Here is a 19,352-nt window from a genome sequence, read left to right on the forward strand (position 1 = left end):
CCAGTGGCCATCGTGTTGAAAGAGGGCCGCATTCTATGCAGCCGACACATGAAATTAAAGGCTTTTTGGCCCGAATTAGCCGCAAGTGTGCAGGAAAAACGGCTACGAATAGCAGACCAAATCGCTATAATGTGCCACCTGATTTGGTCGTTTTCGATATTGGATAGTCAATTGAGTAATAAAATGCGTATTGGCGGCTCCCTTGAGCAGTCTCTGAACCAGGGCTACCGCCTTGATCTGAAAGGGGTCATCCAGGAGGGATGGCAACAGACCCGCCGTACCGGATTTGGCCTGCTGCTGGCGATTGTCGGGGTGACGGCGATCTGGATCCTGCTCAGCAATGTGCTGCTGTTGCCCTATCTGGGGGATGACAGCCAGATGAATGTGGCCATGGTGCTGAGCCTGCTGATGACGGTGGTGATGGCCCCCATGACCAGCTCCCTCGATATGCTGGGGTTGCAGCAGTCGGTCGGGGTGCGCGCCCGTGCCAACCAGGTGTTCGACTTCTTCCGCCACTTTGTACGCCTCGGCATGTTGAGCCTGCTTGGCAGTCTGCTCACCAGCCTGTTTGGCCCGCTATTCGATCAGCTGGGATTGCCCGCCGTACTCTCATTCATTCCCTCGGCCCTGATCGGCATGGGGCTGCTCTTTACCGTACCTCTGGTGCTGGAGCGCGGCCTGACGCCGCCCCAGGCCATTCTGGTCTCTCTCAAGCTCTTTGCGCGCGGCTGGCCCAGCATTGTGTTGTTCCACGGCGTGATGACCGCGCTCTTCTTCCTGGCTCTGATCCCCATGGGGTTGGGGCTTATCTGGGTGGCACCGCTCTATTTCAACTGCAAGGGGATCCTCTATCGGGATCTCTGCGGGGTGGGGGTAGAGGTTAACGAGGTGACAGAAGGCCCCAACCATTTCAATGCATGATGCAAAAGGACGTTGAATGACCCGTCGATATGGAGTGACCAAGGTTTTGCGCCAGAGTCTGCTGGCCACGCTCTTGCTGCCAGGGCTGGCGCTGGCTGAGCCGGTGCTGGATCTGCAATACAGCACCTTCTACAGCCAGATGAAGACCTTTGCCAAAGGGGAGTTTGGTCACGCCAGACTGGGGTTTTATCTGACCGATCCGCAAAATGGTCAGCGCTGCGGCCTCACCTTTGCCCGGGTTGCAACCGACAGCAAGAAAGTGGCGGGCGAGGTAACGGTCGATAGCGAACTGCGCCTGCCTTTTGATGAGGATCTCAACCTCGACAAGGGGATCGTGACCGTCGGCTTGAAAGAAGAGCACGCCACTTGCGATATGACGGTACAGGTGATGGCCGACGCACCAAATGGCCCCGAACTGCCGCTGGCGGAGCTGGCGGCCCGTCAGCAGCAGATGCAGTCGCTGCTCGACAAGATGGCGGGCATGGTCGGCAAGCACTTCCTGCCGAAGATGGAAGGGGTACGCATTACCCTGGTGCAGCAGAGCGGCACTGCTTATCTGATTGATGGCGCCCGTCAGGAAGCGCTGCCCTGGCAGGAAGGCCACCTGCTGCTAAGCAATGAGCAACTGGCCGCGTTCGCTGCCGGGCAACTGCGCCTGCAGGGTGACGTGCTGCGACTGACCCCCTGGCTGCACAAGGACTGATGCCGATGGTGTTGTCACGTTGGTAACAGGCAGGTCAAGAAAGCAAAAAAGGAGCGATTATCGCTCCTTTTTTATTGTGTGGCGTTTGCCATGTGAGCGCGGCTTAGCGCACTTCAATCACATCCAGCATGTCCATCTCGTCGATATCCAGCAGCGGCGCCTTTGGCATATCGGGCGGATCAAAGGCCTTGTCGCCGCCATCGATGATGCCGGAGTCGCGGTTGATGCTCTTGAAGTCAAACAGCTTGTGGTCGAGCAGGTGGCTCGGGATCACGTCCTGAATGGCGGTGAACATGGTTTCGATACGACCGGGGAAGCGGCGATCCCAATCCTGCATCATCTGTTTGATGGCCTGACGCTGCAGGTTCTCCTGCGAGCCGCACAGGTTGCACGGAATGATGGGGAAGGCTTTGACGTCGGCGTAGCGGATCAGATCCTTCTCTTTGCAGTAGGCCAGCGGGCGGATCACCACGTTCTTGCCATCGTCGCTCACCAGCTTGGGCGGCATGGACTTGAGCTTGCCACCGTAGAACATGTTGAGGAACAGGGTCTCGAGGATGTCGTCGCGGTGGTGGCCAAGGGCAATCTTGGTGCAACCCAGCTCTTGGGCGGTGCGGTAGAGAATACCGCGGCGCAGCCGTGAGCAAAGAGAGCAGGTAGTTTTGCCTTCCGGTACCTTCTCCTTGACGATGGAGTAGGTATCCTCTTCAACAATCTTGTACTCGATGCCGAGGGAATCCAGATACTCGGGCAGCACATGCTCGGGGAAACCGGGCTGCTTCTGATCCAGGTTGACGGCAACCAGATCGAAATGGATGGGGGCGCTGGCTTTGAGGCTCATCAGTATGTCGAGCATACCGAAGCTGTCCTTGCCGCCTGAGAGGCAGACCATGACCTTGTCGCCCTCTTCAATCATGTTGAAGTCGGCAATGGCCTGACCCACGTTGCGCCGCAGGCGCTTCTGCAGTTTGTTAAAACTGTATTTTTCTTTGGCGTTCAGCTCTTCTAGCATGCTCGTAAAACCCGGGACACAAATAAGCGCGTTATTATAGCCATGTCCCGGGGGAGGGCAAGGTGCCAGGCACCTTATGATTGATTGCGACGACTGTCGACCGGGCAGCTGTAGTCCGCCGGTTTGAGGATCAGGATGTCGCAGGAGAGGCGGTCAATCACATGTTCGGCGGTATTGCCGAGCAAAGCTGCAGAAAGCCCGGTACGGCCGACGCAGCCCATGATCATCAGGGTCGCCTTGAGCTCTTCGGCCATATCCGGCAACACCTCTTCCGGTAGCCCCTCTGCAACCCGGGTCCAGAGATGACCGATACCGAACTTGTCGGCATGGCTTAGCAGCAGGCTTTCGTGGTGCTTGCGGATAGCTTCGTTGTAGGCGTTGGGATCAAACTCTGGCAGCTCGATGGCCACGTTGACCGGGGTGCCCGGGTAGGTGTTGACCAGATAGAGATTGGAGCCCAGCAGCTCGGCGATGTCGCTTCCCTCCTGGGTGATCCGTTCGTTGAGCAGTTTCTGATCCGGATCGTCACTTGAGCAGTTGATGGCGGCGATGATGTTGCCGCCCCGTTGCCAGTGACCCTCTTTGACCAGCAGCACCGGACAGGGGCATTTGCGCAGCAGGTGCCAGTCGGTGGGGGTAAAGATGAAGGTTTGCAGGAAGCTGTGATGGTGAGTGGCTTTGACCACCAGATCGTGGCGCTGCTCCAGCACCTCCTGAATGACACACTCGAAGGGACGATTGTGCCAGACCACTTTCACTTCGCACTCGATCCCCTGTGCCCGATAGGGGGTCAGGATCTCGTCCAGCCACTCACGTCGCTGTGAAATGACGCCGTCGCGCATCTCTTGCCGCTCGTCCACCGAGAGCATGGCGGTCATTTCATACGAGAAGTCATAGATGGTGAGCAGCAGGGTCAGATGGGCGTTTTCGTCCAGCTCGGCGACTTTGACTGCCCGTTCGAGGGCGATTTGGCGCTCCTCTTCTGGATTGATAACCACCAGAATATTCTGATATTTGACCATCTTCTCCTCCTTGGAAAAGTCCAATGACAGCAGAATCTTAGCCATTACAGCTTAGCGCAGGAGGAGGGTATGGGGAACGTACCGGATCACATTCCAGAGGAAAGGATCCGGCAGGGAAAGCAGGAAAAAAGTGAGAGGGTAAGCGGAAAAATCAGCCGCAGGGCGGGCGAGTTGCACCGGCCATCATGCCCAGCGCGACCTGATCCAGTACGGTAATGTATTTGCCTTTAACGCTGATGAGACCGGACTTCTGGAAACGGCCGAGCAGACGACTGATGGTCTCAACGGTCAGCCCCAGATAGTTGCCAATGTCACCACGGGTCATGGATAGACGGAACTCCTTGGCGGAGAAGCCGCGTTCGGAGAAGCGTACCGACAGATTGTGCAGGAAGGCGGCGAGGCGCTCTTCGGCATTCTTCTTGGAGAGCAACAGGATCATCTCCTGATCGCCCATGATTTCGTTGCTCATCAGACGCATGATCTGCTGGCGCAGCTTGGGCATCTTGCCGGAGAGATCATCCAGCACTTCAAAGGGGATCTCGCACACCATGGCGGTTTCCAGCGCCTGGGCGAAGGAGGGGTGTGCTTGTTTGTGGATGGCATCAAAACCGACCAGATCGCCAGCGAGGTGGAACGCGGTGATCTGCTCATCCCCTTGCTCGGTGATGGTATAAGACTTGATGGTCCCGGAACGGATGGCATAGAGTGATTTGAACTCATCGCCAGCCTTGAACAGCTCTTCACCCTTCTGGATCGGCTTCTTGCGCTCGATGATGCTGTCCAGCTGATCAAGCTCGTTGTCGTTCAGAGTGAAGGGAATACAGAGCTGACTGATGCTGCAATCCTGGCAATGAATTGCACAGCCACCGCTCTGGATACGTCTGCCAGGTTTCTTTTCCGGGATCATAGGCTCATACGAATAATTGATTTATATCAAACAAGTTTACCATCAACTCATCCGTTTTGGATAGGGTTTCAAAAGGAAGCAATGCCAATCCAGAAGGTATGCACCCCGAACAAAATGAGCAGCAGGGCACCGCCAAGGCGCAAACTGCGCAGGGTGAGCCAGTATCTCAGGCGATCGGCAAGCCCGCCCAACGCAAACAGGGTGGGCAGGGTGCCGAGACCAAAAAAGAGCATGATGAGCGCACCGCCACTGGCCGAACCGGCCGCCGCGCTCCAGGTCAGCATGGAGTAGACCAGCCCGCAAGGCAGCCAACCCCACACCATGCCAAAGGGCAGTGCCTGCAAAGGCGAGGTGAAGGGGAGAAATTTGCCCGCCAGCGGTTTGATACGGGGCCAAAGTCTTGCGCCGAGCCGCTCAAGTAGCAAGATCCCTTGCCACCAGCCCGCCAGATAAAGGCCAAGCGCAATCATCAATAACGCCGCTACCAGGCGCAAGCCGGCAATAGCGTGTTTGCCAGCGCCCAGCTCGCTGGTGGTGGCGAGCAGGCCACCCACCAGTGCACCTGCGATGACATAGCTCAGGATCCGACCGAGGTTGTAGTTGAGCAGATAGGCGAGTCGTCCCCAAAAATGCTGCTTGTTGGCGGGGATCGCCATGGAGAGCGCGGCGGAGACGCCACCGCACATGCCGATACAGTGTGCAGAGCCTGCCAGTCCGACCAGCAGGGCGCCGGCCAGATCAAGGTTGTGAGTCATGGTCAGCAGGCTTTGCGGGTTTGTGGGCAGGTTGCTCTTCGTCAAACAGGATGTTGGAACCCTGCCGGTCGAGATCTTCAAACTGCTCGGAGCGAATGGCCCAGAAGAAGACGACCCCGGCGATGATCACAAACAGTATGGCGATGGGGATCAGGACAAAAATTATATTCATGAGAGGTACCTTGGCGTTCATCCTTGGCAAGCGTCCCCTATGGTAACCCTGTTCGGGCAGGGGGCCAGCCGCTATCAGTGAGAAATGTGGCCTGCATCGGAGGCAGGCCACATTTTCAGCTATTTTCCGCCACCAGCCTCATCGGTTGAGGCGCATGGAGTTGGTTACCACGATGAGTGAACTGAGCGACATGCCCGCCGCCGCCAGATAGGGGGGCAGCCAGCCGCAGGCCGCCAGCGGCAACACCAGCAGGTTGTAACCGATGGACCAGGCGAAGTTCTCGATGATGATCTTGCGGGTACGCATTGCCAGCACTCTGGCCTCGAGCAGTCGGCTCAGGTCATCGGCCAGCAGGATGGCATCGGCGCTGTTTTTCGCCAGATCGGTGCCACCAGCCATGGCAAACGAGGCGTGAGCGCCAGCCAGTACCGGCGCGTCGTTGATGCCATCGCCCACCATGATGCTGATATCCCCTTGGGCTTCCCGGGCCTTGAGGTAGTCCAGCTTGCCATCGGGTGAGACCCCCTTGATCAGCTCATCCACGCCCAGCTCGCGGGCAATCTCGTCTGCCTGCAAAGAGCTGTCGCCAGTCAGCACGGTAGTTTGCAGACCTGCTGCCTTGAATGCCGCGATCAGCGCCCTGGCATCGGGGCGCAGGGTATCTTCCAGATTGAAGCGGGCCAAGACCTGCTGCTCGTCGGCCAGATAGATAGCCAGACCGCGGCCGCGTTCTTGCGCCGGATCCAGCCCAAGCCAGCGGGCACTGCCGATGCGGTAGCGTACGCCAGTCACCAGCGCTGTGATGCCGTGACCGATGACCGGGGTGATCTCGCGGGCGGATGGCAGCACACTGATACTGTCGGCGGGCAGCCGGAAGGCGCGGGCAATGGGGTGTTCGGATTGCGCCTCCATGGCCCGGGCGATGGCGAGGCATTGCGTCTCGTCCATCTCTGCCAAAGTGGTGGTACCGGTCAGGCTGATCTCACCTGTGGTCAGGGTACCGGTCTTGTCCATCACGATCCGGTTGGCCTTGGTCAGCACATCCAGTACATGACCGCGGCGTAGCAGAATGCCGTTGCGGGTCAGATTGGCGGTGGCCGAGGTCAGTGCCGTCGGAGTCGCCAGCGACAGGGCACAGGGGCAGGTGGCAACCAGCACGGCCAGCGCGATCCAGAATGCCTGATCCGGTTGATGGAAGTGCCAGAAGGTCCAGACGGCGGCGGCAATGATCAGCAGCACCAGAATAAAGTGGCGCGACAGCTGATCCGCCATCTGGGCGATGGCCGGTTTGTCGTCGAGGGCATGATCCTGCAGCCGCATGATCTGGGCGATCCGCGACTCTTCGATGCGGTGGCTGACCCGGATCTGCAGCGGGGCATCCGTGTTGATGGTGCCGGCATAGACCTGATCGCCTGGCTGTTTGAGCAGGGGCAGCTGTTCACCGGTCAGCATGGATTCGTTGAGGCTGGCTTGTCCTTCGACAATGATGCCGTCCGCCGGCAAGGTGGCGCCAGCCAGCACCCGTACCCGATCGCCGACCTGCAAGGTCTTGGCCGCTACCTCATGCTCCCCTTCATCATCGATGCGGGTCGCCATGATGGGCACCAGTCGCGCCAGGTTGGAGCTCGATTCCGACGCCTTGCGCCGGGCCCGCAACTCGAGAAAGCGCCCCAGCAGCAGAAAGAAGACGAACATGGTGATGGAGTCGTAATAGACCTCACCGGTATTGAACACAGTGGCCCACATGGAGGCGATAAAAGCCCCGATCAGCGCCAGCGACACCGACACATCCATCGACAGGTGACCCTGTTTCAGACTGCGCCAGGCACCCACATAAAAGGGCTGGGCCGAGTAGATCATGATGGGGGTGGAGAGCAGCAGGCTTATCCACTTGAAGTAGACCATGAACTCATCTTCAACACTGATGAAGAGGTCCATGTAGAGGGCCACGGCGCACATCATCACCTGCATTGAGCCAAGCCCTGCCAGTGCCAGCCGGAACATATAGCTGCGCACCTCTTTGGCGTAGAGCGCCTCCTGTTGATGGGTCTGGAACGGGTAGGCACGATAGCCGATTTGGGCGAACCCCTTGAGAATGTCACTCAGGGAGAGCTGGTCCGGATCCCACCTGATGCGGGCCCGGTGGGTGGTGGTGTTGACGTTGATGTAGCGCAGGCCGCCAAGGGTCATCAGGTGGCGTTCGATCAGCCAGGCACAGGCAGCGCAGGTGAGCCCTTCAACTGTCAGCTGGATTTCGCGAAGGGTACCGCTGTCGGTGACAAAATCCTGTTGTACTTCTGCCAGATCGTAGTGGGTGAGGGCGGCCAGCTCCTCGGGCACCAGATCGCCCTTGGTGCCGGGAGCGGTGCGGTGATCGTAGTAACTGGCGAGGCCGCACTCCATGATGGTTTCTGCCACCGCCTGACAACCGGGGCAGCACATGGGGCGAACAATCCCCTTTATCTCGAGGGAATAGCCACTATTGGCGGGTACCGGCTCGCCACAGTGAAAACAGGGGGTCATGCGTTATGCCTCCCTGAATGCAGAATGCAAGCAGCAGGAGCGCTGACGAGCACCGGCTCGCCACAGTGAGAACAGCCGGTCATGGCTTAGCGTCCTTTCGGGTCGAGTTCGACAGGGGCCAGGGTGGGCAGCTGGACGGTCTCTTGCAATCGCCACTCATGATCAAAGGCATCGACCCGAATGTGCCACTTGCCGACCAGCGGCTTGTCGAAATGGAGGCGATAGGTGCCGCTCGCATCGGCGGTGATCATGTGTTCGCTGTCCTGACCGGCCAAGGTCGGATGGAACAATGAGAGATAGAGAGCTTGCCCGGCAGGAATGTCACCGCTGATGGGTTTGAGGGTCAGCTCGTTGCCGTCAACCTCCAGCCCAAAGCGGATATTGAGTGCTTCGGAGCGGTCAAACTTGCTCAAGTCCTGATTGATCTCTTTCCCTTGTTTGTAATAGTCCTCGGCCACCAGATTGACCCCATCCTTGCTGGCGATGATGGCGGTGGCGATACTGCCGACCACGGCGGCAGTGGGGAGGGCGATGATAAACCAGGGCCAGAATTGGCGATACCACGGTTTGGATAGATGTTGGGTCATGATTGCTACTGCCATGAAACGAATGATTAACGTGGAAGATGGTTTTTACGCAACACAAGATAACAAAAAGCCTCGAGGAGTCGAGGCTTTTTGCTGTGTAATCACGTGTTTATCACATGTTACAACGTTACGGGCGAACCTTATTTGGCAGACTGTTGATGAGACAGGCTGTAAACGTAGGAGGCCAGCAGGTGAACCTTGTCCTCACCCAGAATATCTTTCCAGGCTGGCATCACGCCGTGACGACCGTGGGTGATGGTTTGCACCACCACTTCGCGGGAGCCACCGTAGAGCCAGGTGTTGTTGGTCAGATCTGGCGCACCGACGGCAACACCGCCCTTGGCATCGGCCCCGTGGCAGGCAGCGCAGATGGCAAAGCGTGCTTCACCTTTCTTCGCTTCCACCAGGTCGACCTTGCGACCGGAGAGGCTAAGCACATAGGAGGCCACTTCCTGAACGCCATCTTTGCCGAGGATTTCACCCCAGGCAGCCATGATCCCCTGGCGACCGCCCATGATGGTGGTCTTGATTTGATCAGGCTGGCCGCCCCATTGCCATTCGCTGTCGGTCAGGTTCGGGAAGCCGCGGCCACCACGGGCATCGGAGCCGTGGCACTGGGAGCAGTTCTGCAGGAACAGACGCTGCCCCACTTTGAGGGCTTCCGGATCCTTGGCGATCTCGGTAATGGCACGATAGGTTTTGCCATCCGCTTCGTAGGTGAGTTCACGGAACTTGGCGCCGTAGATCTCGTCAGCCTTGGCGACCTCGCGGTCATACTCCACCGCGCGACCTTCAGCCTTGGCCGATTCGGTTGCAGCCTTGGATTCGGCCAACGAGCGCACGTTCTGGTTGGAACTTTGCCAGCCCAACAGGCCTTTGAAGTTGCCAAGCCCCGGGAAGGCGACCAGATAGACCAGACCGGTGACGATGAAGAAGAGGAACATGTAAGTCCACCACTTCGGCAGCGGGTTGTTGATCTCCTCGATGCCATCGAAGGAGTGACCCATCGATTTGCCTTCTTCAACACCCATCTTGTCCTTGCGGCACCACATCAGCAGCAAGAAGCAGCCGAGGATGGTTCCCAGACTGATGACAGTCACAAAAATGCTAAACAGAGTGCTCATTATTGTTTCGCTCCTGCGTTCTTTTTATCAGCACCGGGTTGCTCATCATCGGCAAAAACCAGATTGGCAGCCTCGTCGAAAGAGGTCTTGCGGCGTTTGCTGTAGGCCCAGACGATGATGCCAATCATGATGGCCATCAACAGTAGGGTATACAGACCGCGAAATGTGCCGTAGTCCATTTTCGCCTCCTTATTTCAGGGCATGACCCAGTGATTGCAGATAGGCCACCAGCGCATCCAGCTCGGTTTTGCCCTTGACGGCTTCGCCAGCACCCTGAATATCGGCGTCGGTATAGGGCACACCGAAGTGATCGCGGAACAGCGCCAGTTTTTTGCCGGTCATCTCGCCAGTCAGCACATTGGTATCAAGCCAGGGGTAGGCGGGCATGTTGGATTCCGGTACCACATCGCGCGGGTTGATCAGGTGAACCTTGTGCCACTCGTCGGAGTAGCGGCCACCGACACGGGCCAAGTCCGGACCAGTACGCTTGGAGCCCCACAGGAAGGGGTGCTCCCAGACGCTCTCACCGGCGACCGAGTAGTGACCGTAACGCTCGGTTTCGGCACGGAACGGACGGATCATCTGGCTGTGGCAGTTGGTGCAGCCTTCGCGAATGAAGATGTCGCGTCCTTCCATCTGCAGAGCGGTGTAGGGCTTGAGGCCCTCCACCGGCTCGGTGGTTTGCTTTTGGAAGAACAGCGGAGTGATTTCAACCAGGCCCCCCAGACTGATGGCGAAGATGATGCCGACCACCAGCATGGGAACGCTTTTTTCAAATATTTCGTGACGGTTATTGTTGCTCATGGGTTGACCTCTTCAATCATGCTGGCTGGGCGACAGGTTCCAGAGAACCTTTGGGCGCAGTGATGGTGCGATAGGCGTTGTAAGCCATCAGCAACATGCCGGTGACGAAGAAGCAGCCACCCAGGAAGCGCACGAAATAGAAGGGATAGGATGCCTGCAACGCTTCAACGAAGCTGTAGGTCAGGGTGCCGTCTTCGTTGACTGCACGCCACATCAGGCCCTGCATCACGCCGGAAATCCACATGGCAACGATGTAGAGCACGGTGCCCACGGTCGCCAGCCAGAAGTGAACGTTGATCAGCTTGACGCTGTACATCCTGCCCTGGCCGAACAAGTTCGGGATCAGGTGATAGACAGCACCGATGGAGACCATGGCAACCCAGCCCAGCGCACCGGAGTGAACGTGACCAACGGTCCAGTCGGTGTAGTGGGAGAGGGCGTTGACGGTTTTGATCGCCATCATCGGGCCTTCGAAGGTCGACATGCCGTAGAAAGAGAGGGAGACGATCAGGAAGCGCAGGATGGGGTCATAACGCAGTTTGTGCCAGGCACCGGAGAGGGTCATGATGCCGTTGATCATGCCGCCCCAGGAGGGTACGAACAGGATCAGGGACATCACCATGCCCAGCGACTGAGCCCAGTCAGGCAGTGCGGTGTAGTGCAGGTGGTGCGGACCGGCCCAGATATAGAGGGAGATCAGCGCCCAGAAGTGGACGATGGAGAGGCGATAGGAGTAAACCGGACGACCCGCCTGCTTGGGCACGAAGTAGTACATCATCCCCAGGAAGCCGGCGGTCAGCAGGAAGCCTACCGCGTTGTGGCCATACCACCACTGCACCATGGCGTCCATGGCGCCGGAGTACATGGAGTAGGACTTCATGCCGGAGAGGGGCACTTCCATGTTGTTGACAATGTGCAGCACCGCAACGGTGATAATGAAGGCGCCGAAGAACCAGTTCGCCACATAGATGTGGGAGGTGGTGCGTTTCATCAGGGTGCCGAAGAAGACGATGGCATAGGCGACCCATACCACAGTGATGGCGATATCAATCGGCCACTCCAGCTCGGCATACTCTTTGGCGGAGGTGTAACCCAGCGGCAGAGAGATGGCGGCAGAGAGGATGATCGCTTGCCAGCCCCAGAAGACGAAGGTTGCCAGCGGGCCACCAAACAGTCTGGTTTGACAGGTGCGCTGCACCACGTAGAAGGAGGTGGCCATCAGTGCACTGACGCCGAAGGCGAAGATCACTGCGTTGGTATGGAGGGGCCGCAGACGACTGTAAGTCAGCCACGGGGTCTCGAAGTTGAGGGCAGGCCAGATCAACTGGGCTGCGATCAGTACGCCAACCGACATGCCGACAATTCCCCAGACAATCGTCATGACGGTAAACTGGCGAACAACGGTGTAGTTGTACTCAGGATGGTTAGTTGTATGGCTCATCGTTATATTCCGCTTCCGATGCTGCTGTTGTTTGGTTTTGTATCCGGAGAACCGGACTGGCTTCATCAGCCACCGCCGACCAGTTGTTAACATCTGTTAACGAAAGGAAAAGCAAAAGATGGCTAAATGAAAACTGCATGGGAATGATACTGAAGTGACAGGTAAAATAACAGTATAAACAGTGATATATTTGGCTCCGTCCGGTCTCGATATGGCAGTTTTTTACCTTGTTCGAGATCACAAAAAACTATTTTAATTGCATCTTAATCGGGCTGTTTTTGATGAAAGAGAGACTTACCGCACGTAAAGTTTTGCACCTCGTACTGGTATTGGCGCTGTTATTGGCGCTGATGGCCTATCGCACCTGGTTTTCGGTCGATAACAGCGTCTCTGCTGACCAGACAAAAGATCAGATTTGTGATCTTTCCCACACCCCTTGCAGCGCGCTGATTGGTGACAAGTCGCTGACGGTCGCCATCAAGGAATTACCGCTGCGCGCTGAACATGACTTTGTCATCGCTATTAGCGGCGGCGATCCGGCCATCAAACCGGTGAAAGCGACACTCGAAGGCAAAGATATGTTTATGGGCACCATTCCGGTGAACTTTGAACAAATAGACGGACAGTGGCAGGGGGTAACCCAGGTGGGGAGTTGTACATCACCCGTCATGATCTGGTTGTTAAATATCGAGTGGAGTAATGGTCAACGCCAGCAATTGGCGCTTTCCGTTGCCCGGGAATAACGGCGCAAGGAGCGGGGAGTGGAAAAAATATTTGAAATTTCCCGGCCAGGCGTTACCTTCCCCAAACCATCAGGGAGTGAAGTTCATTTAATCATGATTGAAAAACAACCATTTTATCGCACCCTCAACCAGCAGGCCAAGGCGCTGCTGGAGGGGGAAACCGATCTGATTGCCAATCTGGCCAACCTCTCCGCACTGCTGAATCAGGAGCTGGCGGAGATCAACTGGGTCGGTTTTTATCTGTTGCAGGGCGAGACCCTGGTATTGGGGCCATTTCAGGGCAAACCGGCCTGCGTGCGGATCCCGGTCGGCCGCGGGGTGTGTGGTACGGCAGTGGCAGAGGGGAGAACCCAGCTCATTGACGATGTCCACCAGTTCGATGGTCACATCGCTTGCGATGGCGCGAGCAACTCGGAAATCGTGATCCCGGTGCGCCGTGGTGGCGAGATCATCGGGGTACTCGATATCGATAGTCCGATTTTTAACCGTTTCAACCAGGAAGACCGGATTGGCCTCGAAGAAACGGTGCAAATTTTGGAAAGCATGCTCTAAGTCATTGCTAGATGGTTCGCAAAAGGCCCCAAGCTCTCTATAATGGGGCCTTTGTTGTGCTCGGGACGTGCCCGTGCGTTTATATGAAAGCCAAGGTTATACATGGAAAACACTGAGAAGCTGAAGAACAGTAAAGAGATCGTTGCCTACCTGGTCGAGAAATTCCCGGCCTGCTTCGTTGCTGAAGGAGAGGCCAAGCCGCTCAAGATTGGCATCTTCCAGGATTTGGCCGAGCGTCTTGCTGACGATGCCAGAGTCTCCAAGACCATGCTGCGTTCCGCACTGCGTCAATACACCTCCAGCTGGCGCTACCTGCACGGTCTCAAAGCTGGCCAGGCTCGCGTTGATCTGGATGGCAACCCGGGCGAGCTGCTGACCGAAGAGCACATCGAACACGCCAAGCAAGCTCTGAAAGAGAGCAAAGAGCGCGTATTCGCCAGCCGTCGTACCAATACCAAAGAGAAGGATGAGAAGGCCAAGAAGCCCCGTCGTCCTGCTGTGCGCAAAACCGAGAAAGCTGATGTAGCTGCCAAGCCGAAAGCTGCCGCCAAGGCACCGGTCGCTGACGCTCCGCTGGTTAAAGTGGATGCCGCTACGCTGAAAGTGGGCCAGGATGTGCGCGTCGTTATGGGTAAATTCCCGGTTCCGGCAACCATCAAGGAAGTAACCAAGGACGATGTACAGGTCCAACTGCAGACCGGCATGATGGTGCGGGTCAAATCAGAGCACTTGGTTCTCTAAGGAGACAAATGTTGAAGCATGGCGTAATTCGTTTTTCCCTCGTTGCCTGTAGCCTGGCGCTTGCCGGGCTTGCACAGGCCATCGAGCCGGTGCTCAAGGAGAGTGATTTGCCTGTGTTGGCTCAAGAGAGCCAACATGCTACGGCCAGCAAGCGAATTACCAATCTGTTTACCCGCTCGCACTACAAACAGTTCAAGCTGGACGATGCCTTTTCCTCCGTGATTTTCGATAAATATCTGGAGAATCTGGACTACAGCCGCAACCTGTTTTTGGCCTCTGATATCAGCCGTTTTGAAAAGTACCGTAACGGTTTTGACACCGACCTCGAAAGAGGCCGTCTGGCTCCCGCCTACGAGATGTTCAACCTGAGTCAGCAGCGGCGTTATGAGCGGTTCGAATACGCCCTCAAACTGCTTGATACTCCTTTCGATTTTACCCAGACCGACAACTATGTGTTTGATCGGGAAGGGGCGGCTTGGCCCAAAGATGAAGCAGAGCTCAACGAGCTGTGGCGTCAGCGGGTCAAGTTCGATGCCCTGAGTCTCAAGCTCAGCGGCAAGGAGTGGCCCGAGATCAAGGAGCTGCTTGGCAAGCGTTACAACAACGCCATCAAGCGGATGTCCCAGACCGAGAGCGAAGATGTCTTCCAGCTCTTCATGAACTCCTTCGCTCGCGCCATCGAACCGCACACCAGTTACCTCTCACCGCGCAGTGCCGATCGTTTCAACACCGAGATGAACCTCTCGCTCGAGGGGATTGGTGCAGTGTTGCAGGCGGAAGATGACTTTACCGTCATCCGTTCTCTGGTGCCCGGTGGCCCGGCAGCCAAATCCAACCACCTCAAACCCGATGACAAGATCACCGGGGTAGGGCAGGAAGATGGCAAGATTGTCGATGTGATCGGCTGGCGTCTTGATGACGTGGTCGAGCTCATCAAGGGGCCCAAGGGGAGCAAGGTCAAGCTGGAGATCCAGCGCGGCAAGGGTGCAACCGCCAAGACCGAGCAGATCGAGCTGACTCGCGACAAGGTGCGCCTTGAAGACCGGGCTGCCAAGTCCAAGGTGATTAACGCCGAAGGCAAGAAAATTGGCGTCATCGAGATCCCGAGTTTCTACGTCAATCTGCACGACGACGTGATCAAGGAGCTCTCCAGCCTGAACAAGAAGAAGATCGATGGTCTGATCATCGATCTGCGCGGTAATGGCGGTGGCGCCCTGACCGAAGCCTCCGCCCTGAGCGGTCTCTTCTTTGCCAGCGGTCCCGTGGTGCAAATTCGTGATCATATGGGCCGTATCACGGTCAATGGCGATGACGATGGCAACGTCTACTACGGCGGCCCCATGTCGGTGATGATCGACCGTTACAGTGCCTCGGCCTCCGAGATCTTCGCTGCAGCCATGCAGGATTATGGCCGCGCGTTGATTCTGGGTGAAAACTCGTTCGGCAAGGGGACGGTGCAGCAGCACCGCAGTCTCGCCAAGGTCTATGACTTCTACGAGCAGCCGCTGGGTCACGTGCAGTACACCATCGCCAAGTTCTACCGGATCGACGGTGGCAGCACCCAGAACAAGGGCGTTGCGCCGGATATCAGCTTCCCGACACCGGTTGCTCCGGAAGAGACGGGCGAAAGCCGTGAGTTCAATGCGTTGCCGTGGGACAAGATTGCCTCCGCCAACTACGAGAAACTCGGCAACTTCGCCAGCGTACTGCCCAAGTTGCAGGCGGCGCACGATGCCCGGATCGCCAAGGATCCCGAGTTTGCCTATGTGATGCAAGACATCGCCGACTACAAGGAGGAGAAAGACAAGAAGTCGGTCTCCCTCAACGAGGCGGAGCGTGTTGCAGAGCAGGCGAAACAGGATGAGAAAGCGCTCAAACGTACCAACGAGCGTCTGGCACGTCTTGGCAAGCCGGCGGTGAAGAGTCTGGATGAGCTGCCCGCTGATTTTGAAGCGCCGGATGAGTATCTCATCGAAGCGGCCAATATCACGGCAGATCTGGCCAAGGTCAGCAAACGCAGCTGACAAAGCGACCTCCAATGCACAAGGGCGACTGCGGTCGCCCTTTCTTTTTGTCTGGCTTATCTGGCGTAATGCAAATTGTTTGACCCCGCCAGTTGGTTGTGACAGCCTCTTTCTCGCCTTTAACAAGCGTGGAAGCAGACAATAATGACCGATCACTCCCAGGCCATGACGGCCAAATATCGCCAGGATTATCAGGCGCCGCTCTACTGGATCGACACCATCGACCTCGATTTCCAACTGCAGGAGCCACTGACCCAGGTCACCGCCATCACCCGCATTCGTCGCAACGGCGAGCACAATGCGCCGCTCGTCCTCGATGGTGAGCAGCTGACTCTCAAGAGCGTTGCCATTGATGGCATTCCCTGTGACCACTACGAGCAAGGCGAGAGCAGTCTGACCCTGTTCAACCTGCCGGCCGAATGTGTGCTGACCATTGTCACCCAGCTGGATCCGGCCGCCAACACCGCGCTGGAAGGGCTTTACAAGTCTGGCGATGCCTACTGTACCCAGTGTGAAGCGGAGGGCTTTCGCCGCATCACCTATTATCTGGACCGCCCCGACATTCTGGCGCGCTACAGCACCCGCATTACCGCCGACAAGTCCCAGTTCCCCTTCCTGCTCTCCAATGGCAACAAGGTCGACAGTGGTGATCTGGATGGCGGCCGTCACTTCGTGCAGTGGCAGGATCCTTTCCCCAAACCGAGCTACCTGTTTGCGCTGGTGGCCGGTGATTTCGATGTGGAACGCAGCCACTACACCACCAAGAGCGGCCGCAAGGTGGCCCTCGAGATCTTCGTCGACAAGGGCAACCTGGATCGCGCCGGTTTTGCCATGGAGAGCCTCATCAACTCCATGCGCTGGGACGAGCAGCGTTTCGGCCTCGAGTATGATCTCGACATCTACATGATCGTTGCGGTGGACTTCTTCAATATGGGCGCCATGGAGAACAAGGGGCTCAACATCTTCAACTCCAAGTTCGTGCTGGCCAATCCGGCCACCGCCACCGACAGCGACTACCACGGTATCGAGAGGGTGATCGGTCACGAATATTTCCACAACTGGACCGGCAACCGCGTCACCTGTCGTGACTGGTTCCAGCTCAGCCTGAAAGAGGGGCTGACGGTATTCCGGGATCAAGAGTTCTCCTCCGATCTGGGCTCCCGTGGCGTCAACCGCATCAACAACGTGCGTACCGTCCGCGGCCCGCAGTTTGCGGAAGATGCCGGCCCCATGGCACACCCGATCCGCCCGGATGTGGTGATCGAGATGAACAACTTCTACACCCTGACCGTCTATGATAAGGGCTCGGAAGTGATCCGCATGATGCACACCCTGCTGGGGGAAGATGCCTTCCAGGCCGGTATGCACCTCTACTTCGAGCGTCACGATGGCTCGGCCGCCACCTGCGATGATTTCGTGCAGGCGATGGAGGATGCTTCCGGTGTGGATCTCGGTCGTTTCCGTCGCTGGTACAGCCAGTCCGGCACCCCCGAGCTGACCGTGACCGACGAGTACGATGCCGCCAGCGGTATCTATCGCCTCCATGTCAGCCAGCACACCCCGCCGACTCAGGATCAACCGCAAAAGCTGCTGCTGCATATCCCTCTCGACATCGAGCTTTATGACGAGCAGGGTGCCGTCATTGCGCTGCAGTATCAGGGCAAGGCCATCGGCAACGTGCTCGATGTGCTGGAAGCGGAGCAGACCTTCGTATTCGATCGGGTGCCGGTCAAGCCGGTTCCCTCCCTGCTGCGGGACTTTTCCGCGCCGGTCAAGCTGCACTATGACTACAGCGACGAAGCGCTCGCCTTTCTGATGCGCTTTGCCCGCAACGAGTTTGCCCGCTGGGATGCGGCCCAGATGCTGATCAACAAGGCGGTCATCGATGGGGTGGTACGGGTCCAGCATGGGCAGGGGGTTGAGCTCTCCCAAACCCTGCTGGCCGCCTTCGTCGCCATTCTGGACGACAGTGAACTGGATTTGGCCCTCAAGGCGGAGATCCTGGCGCTGCCCGGTGAGGCGACCCTGGCCGAGCTGTTCGAGGTGGCCGATATCGATGCCATCCATCAGGTGCGCGACGCGATCCATACCCGTCTTGCCGAGGCCTTTGGCGCGCGCTTGGCGGCAACCTATCAGAGTCTGCGTCTGAATGGTTATCAGGTGGTGCATGCCGACATGGCCAAACGGGCCCTCAAAGGGGTAGTGCTCGGCTATCTGGCGGCACTGGATGCGGAGCATGCCGATGCGCTGGTGCGCGAGCAGTATGCAACTGCCGACAACATGACCGACACCCTGGCGGCGTTGCAGGTGGCCAACGGCTATCTGTTGCCATGTCGCGCTGCGCTTTTGGCCGATTTTGAAGGCAAGTGGGCCAAGGATGGACTGGTGCTGGACAACTGGCTGCGGCTGATTGGCAGCAAACCGGCTGCCGATGTACTCAGCGAAGTGAAACAGGCGATGAATCACCCCACTTTCAGTATTCGCAACCCGAACCGGCTGCGGGCGCTGATCGGCAGCTTCGCCATGAGCAATCAGGTGCAGTTCCATGCGGTGGATGGCAGCGGTTACCGTTTCCTGACCGATCTGCTGATCGAGCTCAACGAGGTCAATCCGCAGGTGGCCTCCCGCCTCATCACGCCGCTTATCCAGTTCAAGCGACTGGATGAGGCGCGCAAGGCCCTGATCCGCGCCGAGCTGACCCGTCTTGCCAACCTTGAGGGGCTGGCACGGGATCTGTTCGAGAAGGTCAGCAAGGCGCTGCAGCAGTAAGCGTCGACGGGGCAGGGGCGTGAATGCGCCTGCCCCCATTGTGTGATTTGTCGTGTGATCAGGAGCAAGCGTGAAGCAGTTTACTTTTCGGCTCTCATTGAGCAGTGACGAGGTGATGCTGATGTATCAGGGCCATGCCAGACGGCTGGTGGTGCGCAGCGAACAGGGATTGACCCTGGAGCTTGGCATAGAAAAAATACGGCCCTTTGTCGCCATTAATGGTGTGCATGGCTATTTTCGGCTGAAAACCCAGGACGATTACCGCTTTATCAGTCTCGAACGCATAAATTAACAAAAATAGAACAGATTACCGACTGTTTATCTGCTTTATGTCACTATCTATCCGGTAAACTGGCACAAAGGTAGTGGGAATTTCTGTATTTTTGGTTATTTGCAAAATTTCTCACAGTTTAAGCCGTGATCTGCACCTTGTTTTTAACATCTCGTTAGCACCTTTCCTCGCCTTCCCTTAGCCAAGCCATTACACTTCGCAACAACTCTGCACCAGCGGGTAACCAGGGTGGTTGCCTCTGCGTCGGTGGTTAATGTCGT

General features: G+C 57.3%; 19 protein-coding genes. 8 read left to right on the forward strand and 11 right to left on the reverse strand.

What is annotated here, in order from left to right:
• Positions 1-183 precede the first annotated feature (183 nt).
• Positions 184-921 carry a hypothetical protein gene (locus G5168_RS00115; protein WP_421251789.1) on the forward strand — a complete coding sequence of 246 codons (738 nt, stop codon included), beginning with the start codon at positions 184-186 and terminating at the stop codon, positions 919-921.
• 16 nt (positions 922-937) lie between these two features.
• Entirely contained in the window at positions 938-1,624 is a 687-nt protein-coding gene (locus tag G5168_RS00120) for a DUF2987 domain-containing protein (protein ID WP_421251654.1), read from the forward strand.
• A 103-nt stretch (positions 1,625-1,727) separates the two neighbouring features.
• On the opposite strand, the gene ttcA is transcribed toward G5168_RS00120, so the two are convergent.
• The 11 genes from ttcA to ccoN form a co-directional block, all read right to left on the reverse strand.
• On the reverse strand, positions 1,728-2,636 hold the full coding sequence (gene ttcA / locus G5168_RS00125; RefSeq protein WP_421172914.1) for a tRNA 2-thiocytidine(32) synthetase TtcA: 909 nt from the start codon (positions 2,634-2,636) through the stop codon (positions 1,728-1,730).
• A gap of 74 nt (positions 2,637-2,710) precedes the next feature.
• Entirely contained in the window at positions 2,711-3,658 is a 948-nt protein-coding gene (gene uspE, locus G5168_RS00130; RefSeq protein WP_005345417.1) for a universal stress protein UspE, read from the reverse strand.
• Between the two features lie 151 nt (positions 3,659-3,809).
• Positions 3,810-4,565 (reverse strand): FNR family transcription factor, encoded by a 756-nt coding sequence (locus G5168_RS00135; RefSeq protein ID WP_005336632.1) that lies wholly within the window; start codon positions 4,563-4,565, stop codon positions 3,810-3,812.
• A 68-nt stretch (positions 4,566-4,633) separates the two neighbouring features.
• Positions 4,634-5,320, reverse strand: coding sequence for a sulfite exporter TauE/SafE family protein (locus G5168_RS00140; RefSeq protein WP_058057692.1), 687 nt, complete (start codon positions 5,318-5,320; stop codon positions 4,634-4,636).
• On the reverse strand, positions 5,304-5,492 hold the full coding sequence (gene ccoS / locus G5168_RS00145) for a cbb3-type cytochrome oxidase assembly protein CcoS (protein ID WP_151286011.1): 189 nt from the start codon (positions 5,490-5,492) through the stop codon (positions 5,304-5,306). Before ccoS ends, G5168_RS00140 begins: the two co-directional genes overlap by 17 nt.
• A gap of 138 nt (positions 5,493-5,630) precedes the next feature.
• A complete protein-coding gene (locus G5168_RS00150; protein ID WP_421251655.1) occupies positions 5,631-8,015 on the reverse strand; it encodes a heavy metal translocating P-type ATPase in 2,385 nt (794 codons plus the stop codon).
• Between the two features lie 86 nt (positions 8,016-8,101).
• Positions 8,102-8,602 (reverse strand): FixH family protein, encoded by a 501-nt coding sequence (locus tag G5168_RS00155; RefSeq protein ID WP_421251656.1) that lies wholly within the window; start codon positions 8,600-8,602, stop codon positions 8,102-8,104.
• Between the two features lie 140 nt (positions 8,603-8,742).
• The gene (ccoP, locus tag G5168_RS00160) at positions 8,743-9,726 is read right to left on the reverse strand and encodes a cytochrome-c oxidase, cbb3-type subunit III (protein ID WP_421221769.1); all 984 of its coding nucleotides are present in this window, start codon (positions 9,724-9,726) and stop codon (positions 8,743-8,745) included.
• Positions 9,726-9,905: a CcoQ/FixQ family Cbb3-type cytochrome c oxidase assembly chaperone gene (locus G5168_RS00165; protein ID WP_005336620.1), complete on the reverse strand. Its 180-nt coding sequence runs from the start codon at positions 9,903-9,905 to the stop codon at positions 9,726-9,728. The genes ccoP and G5168_RS00165 overlap by 1 nt, the downstream gene beginning before the upstream one ends.
• A gap of 10 nt (positions 9,906-9,915) precedes the next feature.
• A complete protein-coding gene (gene ccoO / locus G5168_RS00170) occupies positions 9,916-10,530 on the reverse strand; it encodes a cytochrome-c oxidase, cbb3-type subunit II (RefSeq protein ID WP_021230095.1) in 615 nt (204 codons plus the stop codon).
• A gap of 16 nt (positions 10,531-10,546) precedes the next feature.
• Complete coding sequence (gene ccoN, locus G5168_RS00175; RefSeq protein WP_005336616.1) at positions 10,547-11,971, reverse strand: cytochrome-c oxidase, cbb3-type subunit I; 1,425 nt, start codon at positions 11,969-11,971, stop codon at positions 10,547-10,549.
• A 281-nt stretch (positions 11,972-12,252) separates the two neighbouring features.
• Between ccoN and G5168_RS00180 the strand changes: the two genes are divergently transcribed.
• The 6 genes from G5168_RS00180 (at position 12,253) to G5168_RS00205 (ending at position 19,092) form a co-directional block, all read left to right on the forward strand.
• Positions 12,253-12,714 (forward strand): hypothetical protein, encoded by a 462-nt coding sequence (locus G5168_RS00180; protein ID WP_040065751.1) that lies wholly within the window; start codon positions 12,253-12,255, stop codon positions 12,712-12,714.
• Positions 12,715-12,807: 93 nt separating this feature from the next.
• Positions 12,808-13,266, forward strand: coding sequence for a GAF domain-containing protein (locus G5168_RS00185; RefSeq protein ID WP_216978778.1), 459 nt, complete (start codon positions 12,808-12,810; stop codon positions 13,264-13,266).
• 102 nt (positions 13,267-13,368) lie between these two features.
• Positions 13,369-14,007, forward strand: coding sequence for an RNA chaperone ProQ (proQ, locus tag G5168_RS00190; protein ID WP_005351923.1), 639 nt, complete (start codon positions 13,369-13,371; stop codon positions 14,005-14,007).
• An 8-nt stretch (positions 14,008-14,015) separates the two neighbouring features.
• On the forward strand, positions 14,016-16,031 hold the full coding sequence (prc, locus tag G5168_RS00195; RefSeq protein ID WP_005351922.1) for a carboxy terminal-processing peptidase: 2,016 nt from the start codon (positions 14,016-14,018) through the stop codon (positions 16,029-16,031).
• A gap of 144 nt (positions 16,032-16,175) precedes the next feature.
• Entirely contained in the window at positions 16,176-18,800 is a 2,625-nt protein-coding gene (gene pepN, locus G5168_RS00200) for an aminopeptidase N (protein ID WP_421251657.1), read from the forward strand.
• 70 nt (positions 18,801-18,870) lie between these two features.
• A complete protein-coding gene (locus tag G5168_RS00205) occupies positions 18,871-19,092 on the forward strand; it encodes a DUF2835 domain-containing protein (protein ID WP_033136823.1) in 222 nt (73 codons plus the stop codon).
• Positions 19,093-19,352 lie beyond the last annotated feature (260 nt).

Source organism: Aeromonas sp. 600724 (assembly GCF_049175135.1).
GTDB classification, from domain to species: domain Bacteria; phylum Pseudomonadota; class Gammaproteobacteria; order Enterobacterales; family Aeromonadaceae; genus Aeromonas; species Aeromonas veronii_A.

What these genes read in the sequence shown, in the direction of transcription:
- G5168_RS00155 (WP_421251656.1), bottom strand. Translation starts at nt 8,602, where the DNA reads ATGACCCAACATCTATCCAAACCGTGGTATCGCCAATTCTGGCCCTGG.
- uspE (WP_005345417.1), bottom strand. Translation starts at nt 3,658, where the DNA reads ATGGTCAAATATCAGAATATTCTGGTGGTTATCAATCCAGAAGAGGAG.
- G5168_RS00140 (WP_058057692.1), bottom strand. Translation starts at nt 5,320, where the DNA reads ATGACTCACAACCTTGATCTGGCCGGCGCCCTGCTGGTCGGACTGGCA.
- ccoO (WP_021230095.1), bottom strand. Translation starts at nt 10,530, where the DNA reads ATGAGCAACAATAACCGTCACGAAATATTTGAAAAAAGCGTTCCCATG.
- proQ (WP_005351923.1), top strand. Translation starts at nt 13,369, where the DNA reads ATGGAAAACACTGAGAAGCTGAAGAACAGTAAAGAGATCGTTGCCTAC.
- G5168_RS00150 (WP_421251655.1), bottom strand. Translation starts at nt 8,015, where the DNA reads ATGACCCCCTGTTTTCACTGTGGCGAGCCGGTACCCGCCAATAGTGGC.
- ccoS (WP_151286011.1), bottom strand. Translation starts at nt 5,492, where the DNA reads ATGAATATAATTTTTGTCCTGATCCCCATCGCCATACTGTTTGTGATC.
- prc (WP_005351922.1), top strand. Translation starts at nt 14,016, where the DNA reads ATGTTGAAGCATGGCGTAATTCGTTTTTCCCTCGTTGCCTGTAGCCTG.
- G5168_RS00165 (WP_005336620.1), bottom strand. Translation starts at nt 9,905, where the DNA reads ATGGACTACGGCACATTTCGCGGTCTGTATACCCTACTGTTGATGGCC.
- G5168_RS00115 (WP_421251789.1), top strand. Translation starts at nt 184, where the DNA reads ATGCGTATTGGCGGCTCCCTTGAGCAGTCTCTGAACCAGGGCTACCGC.
- ccoN (WP_005336616.1), bottom strand. Translation starts at nt 11,971, where the DNA reads ATGAGCCATACAACTAACCATCCTGAGTACAACTACACCGTTGTTCGC.
- G5168_RS00135 (WP_005336632.1), bottom strand. Translation starts at nt 4,565, where the DNA reads ATGATCCCGGAAAAGAAACCTGGCAGACGTATCCAGAGCGGTGGCTGT.
- ccoP (WP_421221769.1), bottom strand. Translation starts at nt 9,726, where the DNA reads ATGAGCACTCTGTTTAGCATTTTTGTGACTGTCATCAGTCTGGGAACC.
- ttcA (WP_421172914.1), bottom strand. Translation starts at nt 2,636, where the DNA reads ATGCTAGAAGAGCTGAACGCCAAAGAAAAATACAGTTTTAACAAACTG.
- G5168_RS00120 (WP_421251654.1), top strand. Translation starts at nt 938, where the DNA reads ATGACCCGTCGATATGGAGTGACCAAGGTTTTGCGCCAGAGTCTGCTG.
- G5168_RS00180 (WP_040065751.1), top strand. Translation starts at nt 12,253, where the DNA reads ATGAAAGAGAGACTTACCGCACGTAAAGTTTTGCACCTCGTACTGGTA.
- pepN (WP_421251657.1), top strand. Translation starts at nt 16,176, where the DNA reads ATGACCGATCACTCCCAGGCCATGACGGCCAAATATCGCCAGGATTAT.
- G5168_RS00185 (WP_216978778.1), top strand. Translation starts at nt 12,808, where the DNA reads ATGATTGAAAAACAACCATTTTATCGCACCCTCAACCAGCAGGCCAAG.